Source organism: Amycolatopsis sp. NPDC031561 (assembly GCF_055580625.1).
In genome coordinates this window covers 40,530-58,522 of record NZ_JBVILA010000038.1, presented here as the reverse complement: position 1 = coordinate 58,522, position 17,993 = coordinate 40,530, and the positions used below count along the sequence as shown (strand labels likewise).

Here is a 17,993-nt window from a genome sequence, read left to right as displayed (position 1 = left end):
ATCCCGAGGGCTATCGTGACAGATCTGGCGGTCCGGCTCGTCCGGTTCGCCAGGTCTTAGGTATCCGCGATCGCCCCAGAAAGCCGTGCGTGACGAACCAGGACCATCTCTCCGCCGAGTTGCGCCGTCTGCGCAAAGCCGCCGGGTTGTCCGGTACCGAGGCGGCGATTCTCACCGGCCTCAGCCAGTCCAAGGTCTCGCGGGTCGAAACCGGCGCGTTCATGCCGACCGAGGACCAGGTCGTCGCGCTGTGCCGCGCCTACCGCGCGCCCGCGAAGATCCGGCGTGCGCTGGTCGCGATCACCCGGGACCTCCGTGAGGAAGCGTCGTCCGCCCGCGTCGTACTGCAGCGCGGCGCGTGGCGGATGCAGCAGCGCATCGGCAAGATCGAGACGGCGTCCGCCCGGATCCGGAGCTTCCAGCCGACCATCGTGTTCGGCCTGCTCCAGACCCGCGACTACATCACCGCGCTGTTCCGCGACCCCCTGCCGGACAGCGAACGCGACCAGACCGTCGAGGCCCGGCTGGAGCGCCAGCGGATCCTCGATTCGAACCGTGAGTTCCACTTCGTGATCACCGAAGGCGCCCTGCGCTGGAACATGGGCGGCGCGGCGACCATGCAGGCCCAGCTCGGCCACCTCATCGAGCTGTCCTGCAGCGGCCGGGTGCGGCTGGGCGTGATCCCGTGGACCACGCCGGTCTCGGTCCCCGTCCTCCACGGTTTCGACATCTACGACTCCCGGGCGGTCCTTCTCGGGACGCAGACGGCGACGGCGATCGTCACGGACGAACGGGAAGTCGCCGACTACGAGAAGAACTTCGCGGAAGTCGAGCGCTACGCCACTTACGACGACGTCGCCTGTGCCCATTTGGCGCGGATCGCCACCGACTACCGACAGCTCGCGGTCGAACCGCTTTAGTGACCAAAGACCCTTGGCGCTATGCACTCCGAGAGTGCATCGTGAGTAAAGCGGCTTGCGGTGAAGGTCCCTTTTCCTGCGCCGAACGCGATCACCGGAGCCGTTCACCGACCAATCGGAACAGATCACCCGATATCGCCAACCTTGCTGCCGCGCAACCCGTCTACTTGCCGAAACAGTCACTGGGGAAAGGCCCTCCGATGACCATCTGGCACGAACGCATGACCGACTGGCACAAGTCGACTTACACGCACTGGGAAGAGAACGCCTGCGTCGAGGTCGGCGGTTCGCCCGGCCTGATCGGCATCCGCGACACCAAGCAGTGGGCGCTGCCGGACGAGACCCGCCCGATCCTGGTACTCCCGGCCGAGTCCTTCGCCGCGCTCCTCGATCACCTTGGCCGATGAACGACGTCGCCGAGCCGTACATGATCCACGATCCGCGGGAGATGGCGGGCCAGCTGATCAACGGCAACTGGATCGTCGCGCGCTGGGAACACCTCGGCGAAGACGAGGACCTGGAGCACTGGACCGCCGTCCTGCGCGAGAACTGCGAAGAACTCGATGTCGACCCGTACGTCATCAACATCCCGCGCAAGAGCCTGACGATCGTCTTCAACGGGGCACTCCCCGCGCCGACGTTCGAACAGCTGGAGAATTCGATAGCGGCCATCGAGTACCACCGCTTCCTCGAACGCGAAATCGGGCCGAGACGCCTGAACTAGGCGACCTTCGGGGCGGCACGCATCCCGATGTACACACAGTCCGTGCCGGTCGAGAGCGTCGAAAACACCACGGGCATCCAGTCCTCGCTGAACGACGGGCCGGCACCTGACGCGGCGAAGACGGTGTCGGTGACGGGCACCAGATCCATGTCCAGTGGCGGCGAAAAGTCCTTCATGCCGCCGACGAATTCGTACCTCAGCCGCGAATCCCCGGTCACCGTGATGATCACGCCTTCGCGGCGGTAGACGCCCTCGAAGCGCGCCAGGTCCACGATCGGCGGTTCGGCGGGCGGCGCGAAGGCTTCGGGAATGCGGACGCCGGCGAACTCGTCGAGCAGTTCACGGAACAGGGCCGCGTAAAGCTGCCGGGCGCCGCCGCCGTTGGTCACCAGCGCGACGGCCACTCCCGCGGACGGCACCACGCGCAGATACGCGTACTGCCCGATGGACGCGCCGTCATGACCGATGCCGGGTGTGCCGTCCCAGTCGTAGAGCGTCCAGCCGAGCCCCCAGCCGTCCGCGCTGACCGTCCACTTGTCGGGGACGTCGGTTTCGCGGCGCTGCATCGCTTCGACCGTTTCCGGTGCCAGGACACGGGTCCCGTCGGGCGCCAGGCCGCCGTCGAGGTGCATCCGCGCGAGCCGGACGACGTCACCGGCGGAGGCGATCACCCGCGCGCCCGGTCCCGCAGACCGCGGCATCAGATCCCAGGCGGGCGCGGGGTCCGGATCCTGCCCAGGTTCGCCGAGGTGGCTCATCGCCGCGCGGAAACTCAGCGCCTCCTCGGGCAGGGTCATCGACTGCTTCAGCCCGAGCGGCTCGAAGATCAGCTCCTTGAGCGCCTGATCCCAGGTCAGCCCGGTCACCACTTCGGCGATGCGGCCGAGCACCTGGTACCCGACGCTGCTGTAGGAGACCGCGGTCCCCGGCGGGCAGTCCATCGCGATGCCCTTGCTCGCCTCGACGAAGCGGGCGATGCACTCGTCACCCCGGCCGGTGTCCAGGTGGAAATCGCAGGTGAGGCCGCTGGTGTGACTCAGCAGCTGCCGGATGGTGATCGCCCTGGTCGCCTCGGGATCGATCGTCTCGAACTCCGGCAGCACCTCGACGACCGGTGCGTCGAGGTCCAGCGCGCCGGTTTCGGCCAGCCGCATGACCAGGGTCGCGGTGTAGATCTTGGCGATCGAACCGAGCTGGAACACCGAATCGGTCGTCGTCTCGACGCCGGTCCCGCGGTGCAGGACGCCACTCGCGAGTTCGTGGATCTCGCCGTCCGCCAGCACGGCGAGCACGGCGCCCGGAACGTGGTGGGCGGCGCGAAGCTCGTCCAGCTTGGCCTGCCAGCGGCCGGCGTCCCAGTTCACGGTGTTCGTCATGGCTTTCCCCTTCGTTGCGTACGTCGTTCTCGTCTTGCGCACACTGTACGCACAAGCGATCGTCGTGCGCAAGAAGCAGGGTCGCTTGAACAGGGCCGGAGCCGTGCCATATAGTCCACGCGGAATAATCGATACGGAATCTTCCGAGAGGATCATGCATGGCCGCGAAACTCACTCCGCTCGCCATGGCGGTGCTGGAGCTCCTTCACGAGCGGCCCATGCATCCCTACGAGATGGCGCAGCTGATGAAGGAGCGCTATGTCAGCACGCGAGTCAAGGTGAAGGCCGGATCGCTCTACCACACGGTGGATCGCTTGCAGCAGAACGGTTTCGTCGAGATCGTCGAAACGCAGCGCGACGGGAAGCGCCCTGAGCGCACCGTGTACGCGATGACGGACGCCGGTCGCGACGAGTTCGTGGACCGCGCGCAGGACATGCTGAGTACGCCTGCCGAGGAGTACCCCGAGTACCTCAGCGCCCTCGCCGTCATCGACGAACTCGGCCCCGAAATGTCGATCATCCAGCTCAAGCACCGTGTCCTGCGCTTGCAGGCCTCCGTCGCCTCCGACCAGGTCGTCCTCGAAAGCCTGGCCGAAGAGCACAAACTCCCCGAGATCTACTTGCTCGACTGGTCCTACGCCACCGCGCGGCGAGCCTTCGAGCTCGAGTGGACCCAAAAACTGGTCGAAGACCTGGAATCCGGCCGTATCGACTTCCCGGACCATTGCAAGCCTCATTTGAACCTGGTCACCAAGGACGACACCGATGAACGTAAGACAAGCTAATCCCTGGGCCGCGCTTTCCGCGCTGTGCCTCGGTTTCTTCATGATCCTGCTGGACACCACGATCGTTTCGACCGCGATCCCCGCGATGCTGCGCGAACTCGGCGCCGGACTGAACGCGATCGTCTGGGTGATCAGCGTCTACCTGCTGGCCTACGCGGTGCCGATGCTGTTCGCCAGCCGCCTCGGCGACCGCTTCGGCCCGAAACGCGTTTACCTGGCCGGACTCGTGGTCTTCACGCTGGCCTCGCTGTGGTGCGGGCTGTCCGGCACGGTCGAGATGCTCATCGCGGCCCGCGCGGTGCAGGGCCTCGGCGCCGCTTTGATGACGCCGCAGACCCTGGCGTTCATCAGCCATCTGTTCCCGCCGTCGAAACGCGGCCCCGCCATGGGACTCTGGAGCGGTGTCGCCGGGATCGCGGCGATCGTCGGCCCGCTGCTCGGCGGCGTGCTCGTCGACCATCTCGGCTGGGAATGGATCTTCTTCGTCAACCTGCCGGTCGGCGTGGTCGCGCTCGCGCTGGCGCTGCTCAAGGTGCCGGACTGGCAGCCGAAACACTCACATTCCTTCGACGTTCCCGGGATCCTGCTCTCCGGCGCGGGACTGTTCCTCGTCGTGTACGGAGTCCAAAATGGACAGCAGTACGACTGGGGACGCGTGCTCGGCCCGATCACCGTGTTCGAAATCATCGGCGCCGGCCTCGCCCTGCTCGTCGCTTTCGTGGTGTGGCAACGGTTCAACCGCAACGAACCGCTTCTGCCGCTGAGTGTCTTCTCGAACCGCAACTTCTCGGCCGGGACACTGACTTCGGTCACCGTCGGCTTCGCGATGACCGGCATGTTCCTGCCGCTGGTGATCTACATCCAGGCCGTCCTCGGCGAGTCACCGACGATGTCCGGCCTGCTGTTCGCGCCGATGTCCTTGCTGGCGGGCATGATCGGCCCGTTCGTCGGCCGGGCTTCGGACAAGGTCAACGGCAAGGTCCTGCTGATCATCGGGCTGACCGCGCTGGCGGCGGGCATGGGACTGGTGGCCCTGATCGCCCGGGCGGGCGCGAACGCGTGGACGCTCACCCCGGCGCTGCTGGTGGCGGGCGCCGGGATCGGGTTCATCTTCGCGCCGATGGGCAACATCGCGATGAGTTCGGTGGAGCCGCGACTCACCGGGACCGCGTCGGGCATCTTCAACACCGCGCGCCAGGTCGGCGGCGTGCTCGGCAGTGCCGCCGTCGGCGTGCTGCTGCAGGCGCGGATCAGCGCCTCGATCGCCGACGAGGCGGCATCGGCCGCGACAGCGTTGCCGGAGCAGTACCGCGCGCCGTTCGCGGAAGGGGTCGCGAAGGCCGCGGAATCGACCGGGGAGTTCGGTTCCTCCGGGCAGTCGGGCTTTTCGGGACTTCCCGCGGACGTGGCGGAGCAGGCCCAGCGGCTCGCTCTCGACGCCGTCCACAATGGACTGACGGACGCAGCCCGGGTGACACTGCTGCTTCCGGCGGCCGTGCTGCTGCTGGGCGTGCTCGCGGCGCTGACGATGCGTCGTCCGGCTCCGCGTGTGCCTCCCGCTCCGGCTCCGGAACCTGTCACCAGCGCCGCCTGACCCCGGTCGCGCATGTCATGAAAGGGGCTTTCAGGACATTTTTCGTCCTGAAAGCCCCTTTCATGACATCGGAGCACCCCTCCCCAGTACAAGGAAAGGCCCGTTCCTTGCAAATTTCGCAAGGAACGGGCCTTTCCTTTCATCCGCGGGAGGGCGGAAGCTTCCTACCGTCGGTACCGCAGGCCGAAGCCGTACGGGTACAGCGCCTTCTTGCCGTCACCGACGTTCACCGGTTCCTGAGCCGCACTCGTCGGCCAGCTGAACGTCAGTTTCCCGGTCGGGTTGTAGTCGCCGTAAAGCACATCGGCGACACCGGCGCCTTCGCTACCCGGGAGCCAGGCGGCGACGAGGCCGTTGAATCCCGGCAGTTGCGAAGCGATGTCGAGCGGACGCCCGGACACGGTCACCACGACGACCGGGACCCCGGAACCCTTCAGTTTGGCGATCGTGGCGAGATCTTCGGCGTCGAGCCCGAAGCCATCGGGCCGGTCTCCCTGCCCTTCGGCGTACGGCGTTTCGCCCACCACTGCGACAGCGACCTTGTAGCTGGTGTCGATTCCGTTACCCGCACGGTCATACGTCACCGTGGTTCCCTTCCCCGCGCCCGACTTCAGCCCGTCGAGAACGGTGGTGCCCGGGATGACCGGGCCGCTCTGGCCCTGCCAGGTGAGCGTCCAGCCGCCCGCCTGGTTGCCGATGTCGTTCGCGTTCTTGCCCGCGACGAAGATCTTGTTGTTCTTCTTCGCCAGGGGCAGCACACCGTCGTTCTTCAGCAGCACCTGGGATTCGCGGACGGCCTGCCTGGCCAGTTCGCGATGTTCCTTGCTGCCGAACGTCTTCTGGAGCGAACGGTCGGTGTACGGATGCTCGAACAGGCCGAGCTTGAACTTCTCCGCCAGGATGCGGCGGTTCGCGTCGTCGATCCGGTCGCGCGAGACACGGCCCGCCTCGACCTCGGCCTTGAGGTAGGAGATGAACTGCGGCGCATCCCACGGGACCATGAACATGTCGATGCCCGCGTTGACCGAAAGCCGCACTTCTTCGGGCGTGAAGCCTTCCTGACCGTCGATCTGGTTGATCGCGTTGTAGTCCGAGATCACCAGGCCGGAGAACCGCAGTTCCTTCTTGAGGACGTCGGTGATCAGGTACTTCTGGGCGTGCATGCGCACCCCTTGGAAGCTGGAGAACGAGATCATCACCGAGCCGACGCCGCGGTCGATCGCCTCGCGGAACGGCGGCAGGTGGATCTGGCGCAGCTCACGTTCGCTGACCTCGGTGTTGCCCTGGTCGACGCCGTTCGTGGTGCCACCGTCGCCGATGTAGTGCTTCGCGGTCGCGAGCACCGAGCCCGGCTTCTCGCCGAGCCTGCGACCTTGGAGACCGGTGATGGCCGACGCGTTGGCGATGGCGTCGCGCGGGGTTTCGCCGAAGGACTCGTAAGTACGGCCCCAGCGGTCGTCACGGGCGACGCACAGGCACGGCGAGAAGTCCCACTGCGGTCCCGTTCCGGCGACTTCCAGTGCCGTCGCGCGGCCGATCTTCTCGACCAGACGCGGGTTGTTGGCCGCGCCGAGGCCGATGTTGTGCGGGAAGATCGTCGCGCCGTAGACGTTGTTGTGGCCGTGCACGGCGTCGACGCCGTAGATCGTGGGGATGCCGAGCGGCGTCGAAACCGCCGCTTTCTGGTACGAGTCGACCATGTCGGCCCAGCCGGCCGGAGTGTTGGAGGCGGGGACGGAACCACCGCCGGACAACAAGGACCCCAGCTTGAGAGCGGCGGCCTGGTCGGGGGTGACCGCACCGCGTTCGGCCTGGGTCATCTGGCCGATCTTGTCGTCGAGGCTCATCCGCTTGAGCAGGTCGTTCACCCGCGCGGACGTCGAAGCGTGAGGATTCTTGTACACGGGCCCCGGGCCGGCGGACGCCGCCGGTGCCAGGGCCGAACCGGCCAGGAGCAGGCCTGCGAGCAGAGTGGTTTGCGTCGTGCGAAGTGATCTTCTGACGCGGAGGCGGGACGACATTGTTTCCTCCGTAGCTCGAACAATCCATATGTTGCGCGCCACAACAAACTAGCTCCACGTCCGGGTGTCCCCGGTCACAATTAGGCAACGGCGGGCCGTCGAGTACCTTCCTCAAGTGCGTTTCGTCCTCGCTTCCCAGTCCCCCGCCCGCCTCGGCGTCCTGCGTTCCGCCGGCTTCGATCCCAGCGTCGTCGTCTCCGGCGTCGACGAGGACGCGGTGGCCGCGTCCCTGACCGACCCGGCCCCGGAAGAGCTGGTCCGCGCGCTCGCCGCGGCGAAGGCCGAAGCGGTTTTCGAGACGCTCACCGGCTCTCACAGTGACCATGTCGGACACGCCGACATGGTCATCGTGGGCTGCGATTCGATGCTGTCGATCAAGGGCGAAATGGTCGGGAAGCCGATCACCCCGGAAGCCGCGCGCGAGCGCTGGGCGTCGATGGCGGGCGAAACCGGTGAACTTCTGACCGGCCACGCCATCATCCGCGTCGAGAATGGTGAGCGGACGAAGGAAACCTCAGGCACCGAGGGCACCACTGTTCGCTTCGGCACACCGTCGCAGGAGGAGATCGAGGCCTATATCGCGTCCGGCGAACCGCTTCAGGTGGCAGGCGGTTTTACGCTGGACGGGCTAGGCGGCTGGTTCATCGAGGGCATCGACGGCGACTTCTCGAGCGTCATCGGCATCAGCCTGCCGCTGACCCGGCGTTTGCTGACCGAGGTCGGCGTGAGTGTCATCGATCTCTGGACGCGTCCCGCATCCTGAGACAGCTCCCACACGATCGGGTGATCCGGAAGAGTCCTGCCTTGCCGAACGTTCTTCACGTTCGGCCAATCAGGAAACTTTCACGCACCGGAGTCGCCCCGTGTCTTTCATTCGGACCTACACCAGGCCAAAAGTCTTCGCGGTGGCAGTTCTCGGCTCGCTCGTCGTGGGTGCCCTTCTCGGCCTCCTCGCCAGGAGCACCGAAACGAGCTGGCTGACCGAACTGCTCGGCCAGATCGGCACGATCTTCACCACGTTGCTGCAGATCGCGGTGATCCCGCTGGTCTTCACGGCGATCGTGGTCGGCATCAGCAGCCTGCGCAATCTCGGTGGCGGTAAGAAGGCCGCCCGGCTGGGTGGCAAGACCGTCCTGTGGTTCGCGATCACCTCGTTCATCGCGTCGCTGATCGGCATCGCCGTCGCGAAGCTGTTCAACCCGGGCAGCGGCGGCCTCGGCGAAGGCGTCGCCGCGACCGCGAAGAACACGGACAGGGCCGCCAAGGCCACGTGGGGATCGTGGAGCGACTTCATCAACGGGTTGCTGCCGAAGAACTTCTTCACCGCCTTCACCGAGGGCGAGACGCTTCAGGTGCTGTTCCTCGCCGTCCTGATCGGCGCGGCCGCCTACAGCCTCGGCGACAAGGCGAAGCCGTTCGTCGACTTCACGAGCAGCGTCTTCGAGATCATCCAGCGCTACCTCGGCTGGATCGTGCGCCTGGCCCCGATCGGCATCATCGGCCTGATCGGCGAGGCCGTGTCGACCTACGGTGACGCGCTGTTCAAGCCGCTGTTCACCGCCACTCTCGCGGTGTACGTCGGCTGCTTCCTGGTGCTGCTGGTGGTCTACCCGATCCTGCTGCAGTTCGTGGCGAAGGTCAGCCCGCTGAAGTTCTTCTCCAAGGCGGGCACGGCGATCCAGTTCGCGTTCGCGTCGTCGTCTTCGGGCGCCACGCTGCCGCTGACCCGCCAGGCCGCGGTGAACCTGGGCGTCCAGCCCGGCTACGCGGGTTTCGCGACCCCGCTGGCGAGCGCCACGAAGATGGACGGCTGCGCGGCGGTGTTCCCGGCGATCGGCGCGATCTTCATCGCGAACCTGTCCGGTGTCTCGCTGAACTTCTGGCAGTACCTCGGGATCATCGCGGCCGCCGTGTTCGGCGCGCTGGCGACCGCGGGCGTCACCGGCTGGCTGGCCGCGCTGACCCTGACCGCGTCGCTCATCGGGCTCGACCCGGCGCAGGTCGCGCTCGGCATCGCGCTGATCTACTCGGTGAACCCGATCATGGACATGATCCGGACCGCGACCAACGTCGCGGGCCAGATCGTCGTGCCGGTCATCGTCGCCCGCAGCGAAGGCCTGCTGGACGACGAAGTGCTCAACTCGCTGACGGACCCTTCGCCCACTGACAACGGCGAAGCGGCTACGTCGGAGAAGGAGCCTGTCGCGGCGGGCTCGAAGTAGCTTTCCAAGCGCGTGAAGGCCCCCTTCCCTCGGCTGAGCCGAGGGAAGGGGGCCTTCACGCGCTGCCGACCGGTTACTTAGGCACGCTAAGCAGGTGATAGCAAGGGACCTTTGCTCACGTTAGTTAGCGTGCTAAGCAACGTGAGCAAAGGTCCCTTGCTATCGCCTCAGGGACAGGCGCGCAGGTCCGCCTTCGTGAGCCGCACGTCCGGCCAGCCCCTCAGCTCCGAAGGCGAGGTGTACCGGCGCGTGCAGCCCACCGAGCCGCTGGCGACCTCGTAGACCTCCGCGAGCACCGGCGCCGCCTGGCACCGGGCCGAGCCGGATTGCGCACCGGGGCATTCGTGCCGCACGACGATGACGTCCGCGACGCCGTCGGCGGTCACGTCGTTCAGGGCGATCGTCCCGGCGTCGGAGTAGTACGGCTTCCCGGGGTCCCGCCAGACCCCGCCGCGCGCGACGAACAGCTCGCCCGCCGAACCACCGCCGGTCTCACCGCGAACCAGGCAGACCGGCGTCGCGCCGTCGACGCAGCGCAAAGAATCGCCCTTGAGGGTGACCCCCAGGTCGTTGATGATCAACGGGAACACCGCGTCCGCCCCGATCCGGACCACGCCCTGCTTCCCCGCTTCGTCGGCCAGCAGCACGACGGGCACCCCGCCGACGGTCATCGCGCCGATCTCCCGGCAGGCCGAGTGACCGCAGTTGACCTTCGGCGCACTCGGGGCGCCATCGGGCAAAGGAGCCGCTCCGGGTTCACCGGCGGGGACCGGAGCGGACGGGCGGAGCAGGATCACGGTCACGATCACCCCGGCCGTGACCACCACGGCCAGCAGCGCGGTGAGCAGCACCGATCGCGATGTCCGCGCTTCCTGAGTCCGCATATCCGAGAGCGTAAGTGATCTAGCACAGAGTGCACGTCTATGTTGTTCCCGTGACGAACCCCGGATTGCCCAACGCCCTGTTCCTCCCCACGGCGAAAAAGCCGAAGGACTTCACGAGCGCCGAGATCGAGCTCCGCCGGACCAGCGACGGCCGGATGGCACTGATCGCCTTCAGTTCGGTGCAGCGCCTGGTCGAATGCTGCGGGCAGCACCAGCCGTGGGCACTGGTCAAGGCCGAGCACCTCGGCCGCGTCTACCAGGTCCAGCCGTACGACCTGATCGTGCTCGATTCAGACCTTCCGGAAGAACTGCGGCACCGTGAGGCGCTGGTGTAAGCCTTTCCAGGAGAACTGCGAGGCCGCGAAACGCTGCTATAAACAGTGTCACTGGGTGGCCTTGCTCTCATCAATCGGGGCGGGAACTTCCGTAAACTGCTGCGGAGCCGCATCGGGGCGGCCCGACGTGCGAACGCAGGAGGTACGGCGTGACCGAGCAGGCCGGCACAGGTGGTCCGGTGACCAAGATCCTGATCGCGAACCGCGGCGAGATCGCGGTACGGGTGATCAGGGCGGCGAAGGACGCCGGGCTGACCAGCGTGGCCGTCTACGCCGATCCGGACCGTGACGCACCCCATGTCCGTCTCGCCGACGAGGCCTTCGCCCTCGGCGGCACCACCGCGGCCGAGAGCTACCTCGTCTTCGACAAGCTGCTCGACGCCGCCAAGCGCTCGGGCGCGGACTCGGTCCACCCCGGCTACGGGTTCCTCTCCGAGAACGCGGACTTCGCCCAGGCGGTGATCGACGCCGGGCTGACCTGGATCGGCCCGAGCCCGCAGGCCATCCGCGACCTCGGCGACAAGGTCACCGCGCGCCACATCGCGCTGCGCGCGGGCGCCCCGCTCGTGCCCGGCACGAAGGACCCCGCCAAGAACGCGGACGAGATCGTCGCCTTCGCCGACGAGCACGGCCTGCCGGTCGCGATCAAGGCGGCGTTCGGCGGTGGCGGCCGCGGCCTCAAGGTCGCCCGCACCCGCGAGGAGATCCCGGAGCTCTTCGAATCCGCGACCCGTGAAGCGATCTCCGCCTTCGGCCGCGGCGAATGCTTCGTCGAGCGCTACCTGGACAAGCCGCGTCACGTCGAGGCCCAGGTCCTCGCCGACCAGCATGGCAACGCCATCGTCGTCGGCACCCGCGACTGCTCGCTGCAGCGCCGTCACCAGAAGCTGGTCGAGGAGGCGCCCGCGCCGTACCTGACCGACGAGCAGCGCAAGCGCATCCACGAGTCCGCGAAGGCGATCTGCAAGGAAGCCGGCTACTACGGCGCCGGGACCGTCGAGTACCTCGTGGCCGTCGACGGCACGATCTCGTTCCTCGAGGTCAACACGCGGCTGCAGGTCGAGCACCCGGTGTCCGAAGAGACCACGGGCCTCGACCTCGTGCGCGAGATGTTCCGCATCGCGCGCGGCGAGAAGCTCCGCATCACCGAGGACCCGGAACCGCGGGGCCACTCGATCGAGTTCCGCATCAACGGTGAGGACGCCGGCCGCGGCTTCCTGCCCGCGCCCGGCACCGTGACGAAGTTCGTCGCGCCGAGCGGCCCCGGCGTCCGCGTCGACTCGGGGGTCGAGTCCGGCAGCGTCATCGGCGGCCAGTTCGACTCGATGCTCGCGAAGCTGATCGTCACCGGATCGGACCGGCAGAACGCGCTCGAGCGCAGCCGCCGGGCGCTGGCCGAGATGGTCGCCGACGGGATGGCGACGGTCCTGCCGTTCCACCGCGTGATCGTGGACGACCCGGCGTTCATCGGCGACGAGAACGGTTTCAGCGTGCACACCCGCTGGATCGAGACTGAGTTCGAGAACAAGATCGAGCCGTTCGTCGCCCCGGAAGCCGCCGAGGCCGAGGAAGAGCAGCCCCGTCAGAACGTCGTCGTCGAGGTCGGCGGACGGCGTCTCGAAGTGTCGCTGCCCGGCGGGTTCTCGCTCGACGGCGGTGGCGGCACGGCCGTCAAGGCCAAGCCGCGCAAGCGGGCGGGCGGCACCAAGGCCGCGGTCAGCGGTGACGCGGTCACCGCGCCGATGCAGGGCACCATCGTCAAGGTCGCCGTCGAAGAAGGCCAGCGGGTCGAAGCGGGCGAGCTGGTCGTCGTGCTCGAGGCGATGAAGATGGAGAACCCGGTCACCGCGCACAAAGCGGGCACCGTGACCGGCCTTTCGGTCGAGGTCGGCGCCGCTGTGACGCAGGGAACCCAGCTGTTCGAGCTCAAAGACTGACGGATGTCGTGGTTGACGGCGCCTCGCTCGGCCTACCATCGCAAGGGTGAGCGAAGCGCCGTCTCCGCAGCTGCGGATCAGTGACCAGGATCGAGAGTCCGCGCTGACCGCGCTCGGCGAGCACATGAGCGTGGGCAGGATCGACATCGACGAATTCGGCGAGCGGTCCGCTCAGGTCACCGCCGCCAAGACGCGCGGCGAACTGTCCGAGGTCTTCCTCGACCTGCCCGAGCCGCACCCGCTTTTCGACACTCCCAAGCCAGCCGTGAGCGAACCGGTGAAGCCGCCGTCACCGCTGGCGGGCATCTCCCCGGCTCAGCGGGTCATGGGCGCGATCCTGCCGATCCTCTTCATCGCCTCCATCGCCCTCATCGTCACCACCGGTGTGACCTGGTGGTTCATCCTCGTCCCGATCGGGATCAGCGCCCTCGGCGAGGGCATCTGGGGCAAGGGCTGGGAGAACGCCCACAAGAAGCTCACGAAGCAACGCCGCCGGGAACTGGACGGCTGATCCGCCCGTAGACTCGGAACGTGAGTGCCGAGAGACCGGACATGCGGCTGAGCGACGCCGAACGCCAAGACGCGCTCGACGCGCTGGAGGAGCACGTCCGCACCGGCAGACTCGACCTCGACGAGTTCGGCACGCGCTCGGCTAAGGTCAGCGCCGCGAGGATGGCGAGCGACCTCGAGCCGCTGTTCACGGACCTGCCCTCACCCCGGCCCAGCGCGCTGCTCCCCCTGCCGCCGATGCCCGGCGTCGCGCAGGCGTCCGCGAAGAACGAGGCCCCGCCGTCGAAATGGCTGACGGCCAGTGCCGTGCCGATCGCCGCGGCGGTCGCGATCGCGCTGTTCTTCTTCACCCGCGGGACGTTCATCGTGTTCCTGCTCCCGCTGGCCGTGGCGCTGATCATGAGCCGCCGTCGCTGAAGATCCGGTTACCCTCGAAGAGTGGAACCGGTGGAGATCAACGCGGGCGAGTACTACCTGCGACAGCTGCGGGCGGACAAGGCCCTCGACGACCGTCCGGCGCTGGTCGCGGCCTTCGCCGATCCGACACACCGCAAGTACGTCCTGAACTACCGCTTGCGGGACCTCGACGAGGCGACCGAGTACGTCGCGCTGCGCGCGGCCCAATGGGCCGGTGACGAACGCTGCTCCTGGGCGGTGGCCGAGCCGACGACCGGGGACCTGCTGGGCGAGGTCGGCCTGCGGGATCTCGACCTCGACGTCGGGTACGCGGAGGCGTCGGTCTGGGTGCGCGCGGCGTCCCGGGGCAAGGGCGTCGCGAGCACCGCGCTCAACGCGGCCCTGCGGTTCGGTTTCGGCGGCCTCGGCCTGCGCGAGGTCAGCTACCGCTACGAGGAGACGAACGAGGTTTCGGCCTCGGTCGCCCGGAAATGCGGGTTCACCCTGGTCGGGCCCGAACTGGACCCGGCCCCGACCGGGGAACGCCTCATCCGCTGGCGCCGCACCGCCTGACCTCCCCCGCGTTTCGTCCTCTAGTTGCGGTAGTACGTCGTGCGAACTACCGCAACTAGAGGACGACTTGCGGTGGTCAGAAGGGGTAAGCGGGCGGCGGGTTCCGGACGGTGACCCAGCGCGTCTCGGTGAAGGCCTCGATGTTCGCCGCCGCACCGCCGAAGCGGCTTCCGGTGCCCGAAGCGGCGACGCCGCCGAAGGGGCTGTTCGCCTCGTCGCTGACCGTCTGGTCGTTGATGTGCACGATCCCGGTCGGGACGCGGTCGGCCAGCTCCAGTCCTTTGAGGACATCGCGGGTGATGATCCCCAGCGACAGCCCGTATTCGCTCGCCGTGGCGAGCCGTACGGCTTCTTCCGCGTCGGAGAACCGCACGACCGGCGCGACCGGGCCGAAGATCTCCTGGGCGACGGCCGGCGCGTCCGGCGGCACGTCGGCGAGCACCGTCGCGGCGTAGAACAGCCGGTCGTATTCGGCACCGGCCGCGACCCGCGCACCCGCGGCGACACTGGCGGTGACCAGCTCGTGGATCTTGTCCCGCTGCCCGGCGTCGATGATCGGCCCGAGCGCGACCTCGTCCCGCGCCGGATCGCCGACCCGCAACGCGGTCGCCTTCGCCGCCAGCCGCTCGACGAAGTCGTCGTAGAGCCGCTCGTGCACCAGATGCCGTCCGGTGGTCATGCAGATCTGGCCCTGATGGAAGAACGAGCCGAAGGCGGCGACTCCGGCTGCTTCGTCGACATCCGCGTCGTCGAGCACGATGAGCGCGGAGTTCCCGCCCAGCTCCAGATGTGCCCGCTTCAGGTGTTTCCCGGCGAGTTCGCCGACCTTCCGCCCTGCCCCGGTCGAGCCGGTGAAGGAGATGACCCGGACCGCCGGATGCGTCACCAGCGTTTCGCCGACGTCCGCGCCGCCCGGCAGCATCTGCAGCACTCCCGGCGGCAGGCCCGCTTCCTCGAAGATCCGCGCGAGGACCACGCCGCCGGTGACGGCGGTGCGCGGATCCGGCTTCAAGATCACCGCGTTCCCGAGCGCGAGCGCCGGGGCGACCGAGCGGATGCCCAGGATGATCGGCATGTTGAACGGCGAGATCACCGTGACTACGCCGGCGGGCACCCGGCGCGCCATCGAAAGACGTGGTTCCTCGCTGGGCAGGAGCTCACCGTACGGGCGGCCGGGCAAGGCCGCCGCCTCGTAGCACTCCTGCTCCGCGACGTGCAGCGAGAAGCCCGCCACACCCGGCACCGCGCCGACCTCGCGCACGTTCCACCAGCTGATCTCGTCGGCGTGCTCGGACCACAGCCGGGCGGCCTTGCGCAGGACGGCGGCGCGCTGGACGTGCGGTGTCGCCGCCCAGGCCCGCTGCGCCTCGGCCGCGGTTTCCGCCGCCTTCGCGGCGTCTTCGGCCGAGGCCATCCCGACGCTGCCCAAGACCGCACCGGTCGCGGGCTCTGTGACGTCACGGGTGCCACCGGTGCCGGGCACCCACGCGCCTCCGGCGAAGATCCGGTCCGTCCACGTCGACGAGTCGAGAAACACCACAAGGCCGCCTTCCGTCTGTGCCTGATCAAGGAGCCCGCGGCCGCGATCGACGTCGGCAGGGCGCTGATCAAACTTCTCCCGTTCGCGGTCAAAGGCCCTGCCACCGCGATAGCGGGGCCTTCGGCCGCGCGGGCTGGGACGGCCGACGCTATGCCAGATTCACCCGATCAGGCAATGATCCTTGCGCGCGTGGCACAGCGCTGGGCGGACCTGATCAACTCACCGGTTCGATGATCCCGGAGCGTGCTTCCGGCGCGGCCGAACGCAACGCGTCCGCGGCTTCGTCGCTCGGCTGCGACTGCGACTCCCGTTCCGCGTCGACCCGCGCCTTGTACACCTCGACTTCGCGTTTCTCCTCGTCCTTCGACCAGCCGAGCACCTCGCCCACCAGCGTGGCGACCTGCGCGGCGCAGTCCACCCCGCGGTGCGCGTACTCGATCGAGATCCGCGTCCGGCGGGCCAGGACGTCTTCCAGGTGCAGCGCGCCCTCGTGACTGGCCGCGTAGACGACCTCGACACCGAGGTAGTCCGGCGCGTGCTCCAGCGGCTTGAGCAGTTCTGGCCGTCCTTCGCCGAGCGCGAGGACTTCGTGCACCATCGAGCCGTACCGGTCGAGCAGGTGGCGGACGCGGTACGGGTGCAGCCCGTGCTCGCTGGCCAGGTGGTCGGCCTGGTTCACCAGCGCGTGGTAGCCGTCGGCACCCAGCAGCGGCACCTTGTCCGTGATGGACGACTGCGGCCTGCCGGGAAGGTCGACGGCCGCGGCGTCGACGGCGTCGGCCGCCATCACCCGGTAGGTGGTGTATTTGCCGCCCGCGATCGCGACCAGTCCCGGCGCGACCCGTGCGACGGCGTGCTCACGCGAAAGCTTCGACGTCTCTTCGCTTTCCCCGGCGAGCAAAGGCCGAAGACCCGCGTAGACGCCCTCGATGTCGTCGTGCGTCAGCGGTGTCGCGAGCACGGTGTTGACGTGTTCGAGGAGGTAGTCGATGTCGTGCTTGGTCGCGGCGGGATGCGCGAGGTCGAGGTTCCAGTCGGTGTCGGTGGTTCCCACGATCCAGTGATTGCGCCACGGGATGACGAACAGCACGGACTTCTCGGTGCGCAGGATCATGCCCGCTTCCGAGACGATCCGGTCGCGCGGGACGACGATGTGCACGCCCTTGCTCGCCCGGACGCGGAACCGGCCGCGGCCACCGGAAAGCCGCTGCAGTTCGTCGGTCCAGACGCCGGTGCAGTTGACCACTGCGGAAGCATGGATCTCGGTTTCACGGCCGTCTTCGACGTCGCGCACGCGGACACCGGAAATGCGGTCCGCCTCGCGGAGGAAACCGACCACCTGGGTGGAGGTGCGCACCACGGCGCCGTAGTGCGCGGCGGTGCGGGCGACGGTCATCGTGTGGCGGGCGTCGTCGGATTGCGCGTCGTAGTAACGGATCCCGCCGATCAACGCGGACCGCTTCAGCGCCGGGACCATGCGCAGCGCGCCCGCGCGGCTCAGGTGTTTCTGGCCGGGGACCGACCGTGCGCCGCCCATCGTGTCGTACATCAGCAGGCCGGCCGCGGTGTACGGGCGTTCCCAGATCCGGTGGGTCAGCGGGTACAGGAAGCTGACCGGCTTCACCAGGTGGGGTGCGATCGTCGTCAGCATCAGCTCGCGTTCACGCAGAGCTTCACGCACCAGGCCGAACTCCAGCTGTTCGAGGTAACGGAGCCCGCCGTGGAAAAGCTTGCTGGACCGGCTCGACGTGCCCGAAGCGAGGTCGCGCGCTTCGACGAGGGCGACCCGCAGGCCGCGCGTGGCGGCGTCGAGGGCGGTACCCGCGCCGACCACTCCGCCACCGATGACGACGAGGTCGAACTTGTCCTTGCCCAGCCGCTGCCACGACTCTTCCCGCTTGAGCGGTCCCAGCCTGGCGGGGCTGTTTTCGGCTTCGCGATGAGAGCTTGCCACGTGACATTCCTCCTTGGGGCCGCTGTGGCTCCAGCATCGCACGATCGGCCGCGACCGGTCCGTTGTGCGGGTGACACGTGTGGCGTAACCCTCGTCGATCTTGAAAGAATTCGTCCGCTCAACGCCTGGAAGGAACAAATACGCGGCGGTAACGTGCGTCGGACGTGGGTCGGCAAGGGCGCCGTAGCACACCGTGTACGACCCTGCGCGGATTGTCCAATG

The 17,993-nt window shown here is 67.9% G+C and carries 17 protein-coding genes; 12 read left to right on the top strand and 5 right to left on the bottom strand.

Annotation, left to right across the window (positions count from 1 at the left end; translation table 11 throughout):
- The first annotated feature begins 89 nt into the window (after positions 1–89).
- From ACZ5IK_RS42005 to ACZ5IK_RS41995, 3 genes are all read left to right on the top strand, one after another.
- Positions 90–920, top strand: coding sequence for a helix-turn-helix domain-containing protein (locus ACZ5IK_RS42005; protein ID WP_465492807.1), 831 nt, complete (start codon positions 90–92; stop codon positions 918–920).
- A 200-nt stretch (positions 921–1,120) separates the two neighbouring features.
- A complete protein-coding gene (locus ACZ5IK_RS42000) occupies positions 1,121–1,327 on the top strand; it encodes a DUF397 domain-containing protein (RefSeq protein ID WP_101612378.1) in 207 nt (68 codons plus the stop codon).
- A complete protein-coding gene (locus tag ACZ5IK_RS41995) occupies positions 1,324–1,644 on the top strand; it encodes a hypothetical protein (protein ID WP_465492806.1) in 321 nt (106 codons plus the stop codon). Before ACZ5IK_RS42000 ends, ACZ5IK_RS41995 begins: the two co-directional genes overlap by 4 nt.
- Here the strand turns inward: ACZ5IK_RS41995 and ACZ5IK_RS41990 are convergent.
- Positions 1,641–3,020: a serine hydrolase domain-containing protein gene (locus ACZ5IK_RS41990; protein WP_465492805.1), complete on the bottom strand. Its 1,380-nt coding sequence runs from the start codon at positions 3,018–3,020 to the stop codon at positions 1,641–1,643. The genes ACZ5IK_RS41995 and ACZ5IK_RS41990 overlap by 4 nt on opposite strands.
- A gap of 158 nt (positions 3,021–3,178) precedes the next feature.
- Here ACZ5IK_RS41990 and ACZ5IK_RS41985 point away from each other — a divergent pair, with 158 nt between their 5' ends.
- Complete coding sequence (locus tag ACZ5IK_RS41985) at positions 3,179–3,805, top strand: PadR family transcriptional regulator (RefSeq protein WP_465492804.1); 627 nt, start codon at positions 3,179–3,181, stop codon at positions 3,803–3,805.
- The gene (locus ACZ5IK_RS41980) at positions 3,786–5,399 is read left to right on the top strand and encodes a DHA2 family efflux MFS transporter permease subunit (protein WP_465492803.1); all 1,614 of its coding nucleotides are present in this window, start codon (positions 3,786–3,788) and stop codon (positions 5,397–5,399) included. Before ACZ5IK_RS41985 ends, ACZ5IK_RS41980 begins: the two co-directional genes overlap by 20 nt.
- Before the next feature lie 164 nt (positions 5,400–5,563).
- On the opposite strand, the gene ACZ5IK_RS41975 is transcribed toward ACZ5IK_RS41980, so the two are convergent.
- Positions 5,564–7,369, bottom strand: a complete 1,806-nt coding sequence (locus ACZ5IK_RS41975; RefSeq protein ID WP_465492825.1) for a glycoside hydrolase family 3 protein — start codon at positions 7,367–7,369, stop codon at positions 5,564–5,566.
- A 166-nt stretch (positions 7,370–7,535) separates the two neighbouring features.
- On the opposite strand from ACZ5IK_RS41975, the gene ACZ5IK_RS41970 reads away from it, so the two are divergent.
- Together ACZ5IK_RS41970 and ACZ5IK_RS41965 are read left to right on the top strand one after the other, a co-directional pair.
- A complete protein-coding gene (locus tag ACZ5IK_RS41970; protein ID WP_465492802.1) occupies positions 7,536–8,183 on the top strand; it encodes a Maf family protein in 648 nt (215 codons plus the stop codon).
- Positions 8,184–8,283: 100 nt separating this feature from the next.
- Positions 8,284–9,642: a dicarboxylate/amino acid:cation symporter gene (locus tag ACZ5IK_RS41965; protein ID WP_465492801.1), complete on the top strand. Its 1,359-nt coding sequence runs from the start codon at positions 8,284–8,286 to the stop codon at positions 9,640–9,642.
- A 167-nt stretch (positions 9,643–9,809) separates the two neighbouring features.
- Here ACZ5IK_RS41965 and ACZ5IK_RS41960 read toward each other — a convergent pair whose 3' ends face one another.
- Entirely contained in the window at positions 9,810–10,493 is a 684-nt protein-coding gene (locus ACZ5IK_RS41960; RefSeq protein WP_465492824.1) for a hypothetical protein, read from the bottom strand.
- Between the two features lie 83 nt (positions 10,494–10,576).
- Here ACZ5IK_RS41960 and ACZ5IK_RS41955 point away from each other — a divergent pair, with 83 nt between their 5' ends.
- From ACZ5IK_RS41955 to ACZ5IK_RS41935, 5 genes are all read left to right on the top strand, one after another.
- A complete protein-coding gene (locus ACZ5IK_RS41955) occupies positions 10,577–10,861 on the top strand; it encodes an SAV_915 family protein (RefSeq protein WP_101612371.1) in 285 nt (94 codons plus the stop codon).
- A 149-nt stretch (positions 10,862–11,010) separates the two neighbouring features.
- The gene (locus tag ACZ5IK_RS41950; protein WP_465492800.1) at positions 11,011–12,798 is read left to right on the top strand and encodes an acetyl/propionyl/methylcrotonyl-CoA carboxylase subunit alpha; all 1,788 of its coding nucleotides are present in this window, start codon (positions 11,011–11,013) and stop codon (positions 12,796–12,798) included.
- 46 nt (positions 12,799–12,844) lie between these two features.
- Positions 12,845–13,309 carry a DUF1707 SHOCT-like domain-containing protein gene (locus ACZ5IK_RS41945; RefSeq protein ID WP_465492799.1) on the top strand — a complete coding sequence of 155 codons (465 nt, stop codon included), beginning with the start codon at positions 12,845–12,847 and terminating at the stop codon, positions 13,307–13,309.
- Positions 13,310–13,350: 41 nt separating this feature from the next.
- On the top strand, positions 13,351–13,725 hold the full coding sequence (locus ACZ5IK_RS41940) for a DUF1707 SHOCT-like domain-containing protein (RefSeq protein ID WP_465492823.1): 375 nt from the start codon (positions 13,351–13,353) through the stop codon (positions 13,723–13,725).
- A gap of 21 nt (positions 13,726–13,746) precedes the next feature.
- Positions 13,747–14,277: a GNAT family N-acetyltransferase gene (locus ACZ5IK_RS41935; RefSeq protein ID WP_101612367.1), complete on the top strand. Its 531-nt coding sequence runs from the start codon at positions 13,747–13,749 to the stop codon at positions 14,275–14,277.
- A gap of 76 nt (positions 14,278–14,353) precedes the next feature.
- On the opposite strand, the gene ACZ5IK_RS41930 is transcribed toward ACZ5IK_RS41935, so the two are convergent.
- Both ACZ5IK_RS41930 and ACZ5IK_RS41925 read right to left on the bottom strand, forming a co-directional pair.
- Complete coding sequence (locus tag ACZ5IK_RS41930) at positions 14,354–15,817, bottom strand: aldehyde dehydrogenase family protein (RefSeq protein ID WP_465492798.1); 1,464 nt, start codon at positions 15,815–15,817, stop codon at positions 14,354–14,356.
- A 214-nt stretch (positions 15,818–16,031) separates the two neighbouring features.
- Complete coding sequence (locus ACZ5IK_RS41925; protein ID WP_465492797.1) at positions 16,032–17,771, bottom strand: glycerol-3-phosphate dehydrogenase/oxidase; 1,740 nt, start codon at positions 17,769–17,771, stop codon at positions 16,032–16,034.
- Positions 17,772–17,993: the final 222 nt, after the last annotated feature.

Excerpts from the sequence above, each read along its gene's own strand:
- ACZ5IK_RS41990 (WP_465492805.1), bottom strand. The coding sequence starts at position 3,020 with ATGACGAACACCGTGAACTGGGACGCCGGCCGCTGGCAGGCCAAGCTG.
- ACZ5IK_RS41995 (WP_465492806.1), top strand. The coding sequence starts at position 1,324 with ATGAACGACGTCGCCGAGCCGTACATGATCCACGATCCGCGGGAGATG.
- ACZ5IK_RS41940 (WP_465492823.1), top strand. The coding sequence starts at position 13,351 with ATGCGGCTGAGCGACGCCGAACGCCAAGACGCGCTCGACGCGCTGGAG.
- ACZ5IK_RS41980 (WP_465492803.1), top strand. The coding sequence starts at position 3,786 with ATGAACGTAAGACAAGCTAATCCCTGGGCCGCGCTTTCCGCGCTGTGC.
- ACZ5IK_RS41985 (WP_465492804.1), top strand. The coding sequence starts at position 3,179 with ATGGCCGCGAAACTCACTCCGCTCGCCATGGCGGTGCTGGAGCTCCTT.
- ACZ5IK_RS42000 (WP_101612378.1), top strand. The coding sequence starts at position 1,121 with ATGACCATCTGGCACGAACGCATGACCGACTGGCACAAGTCGACTTAC.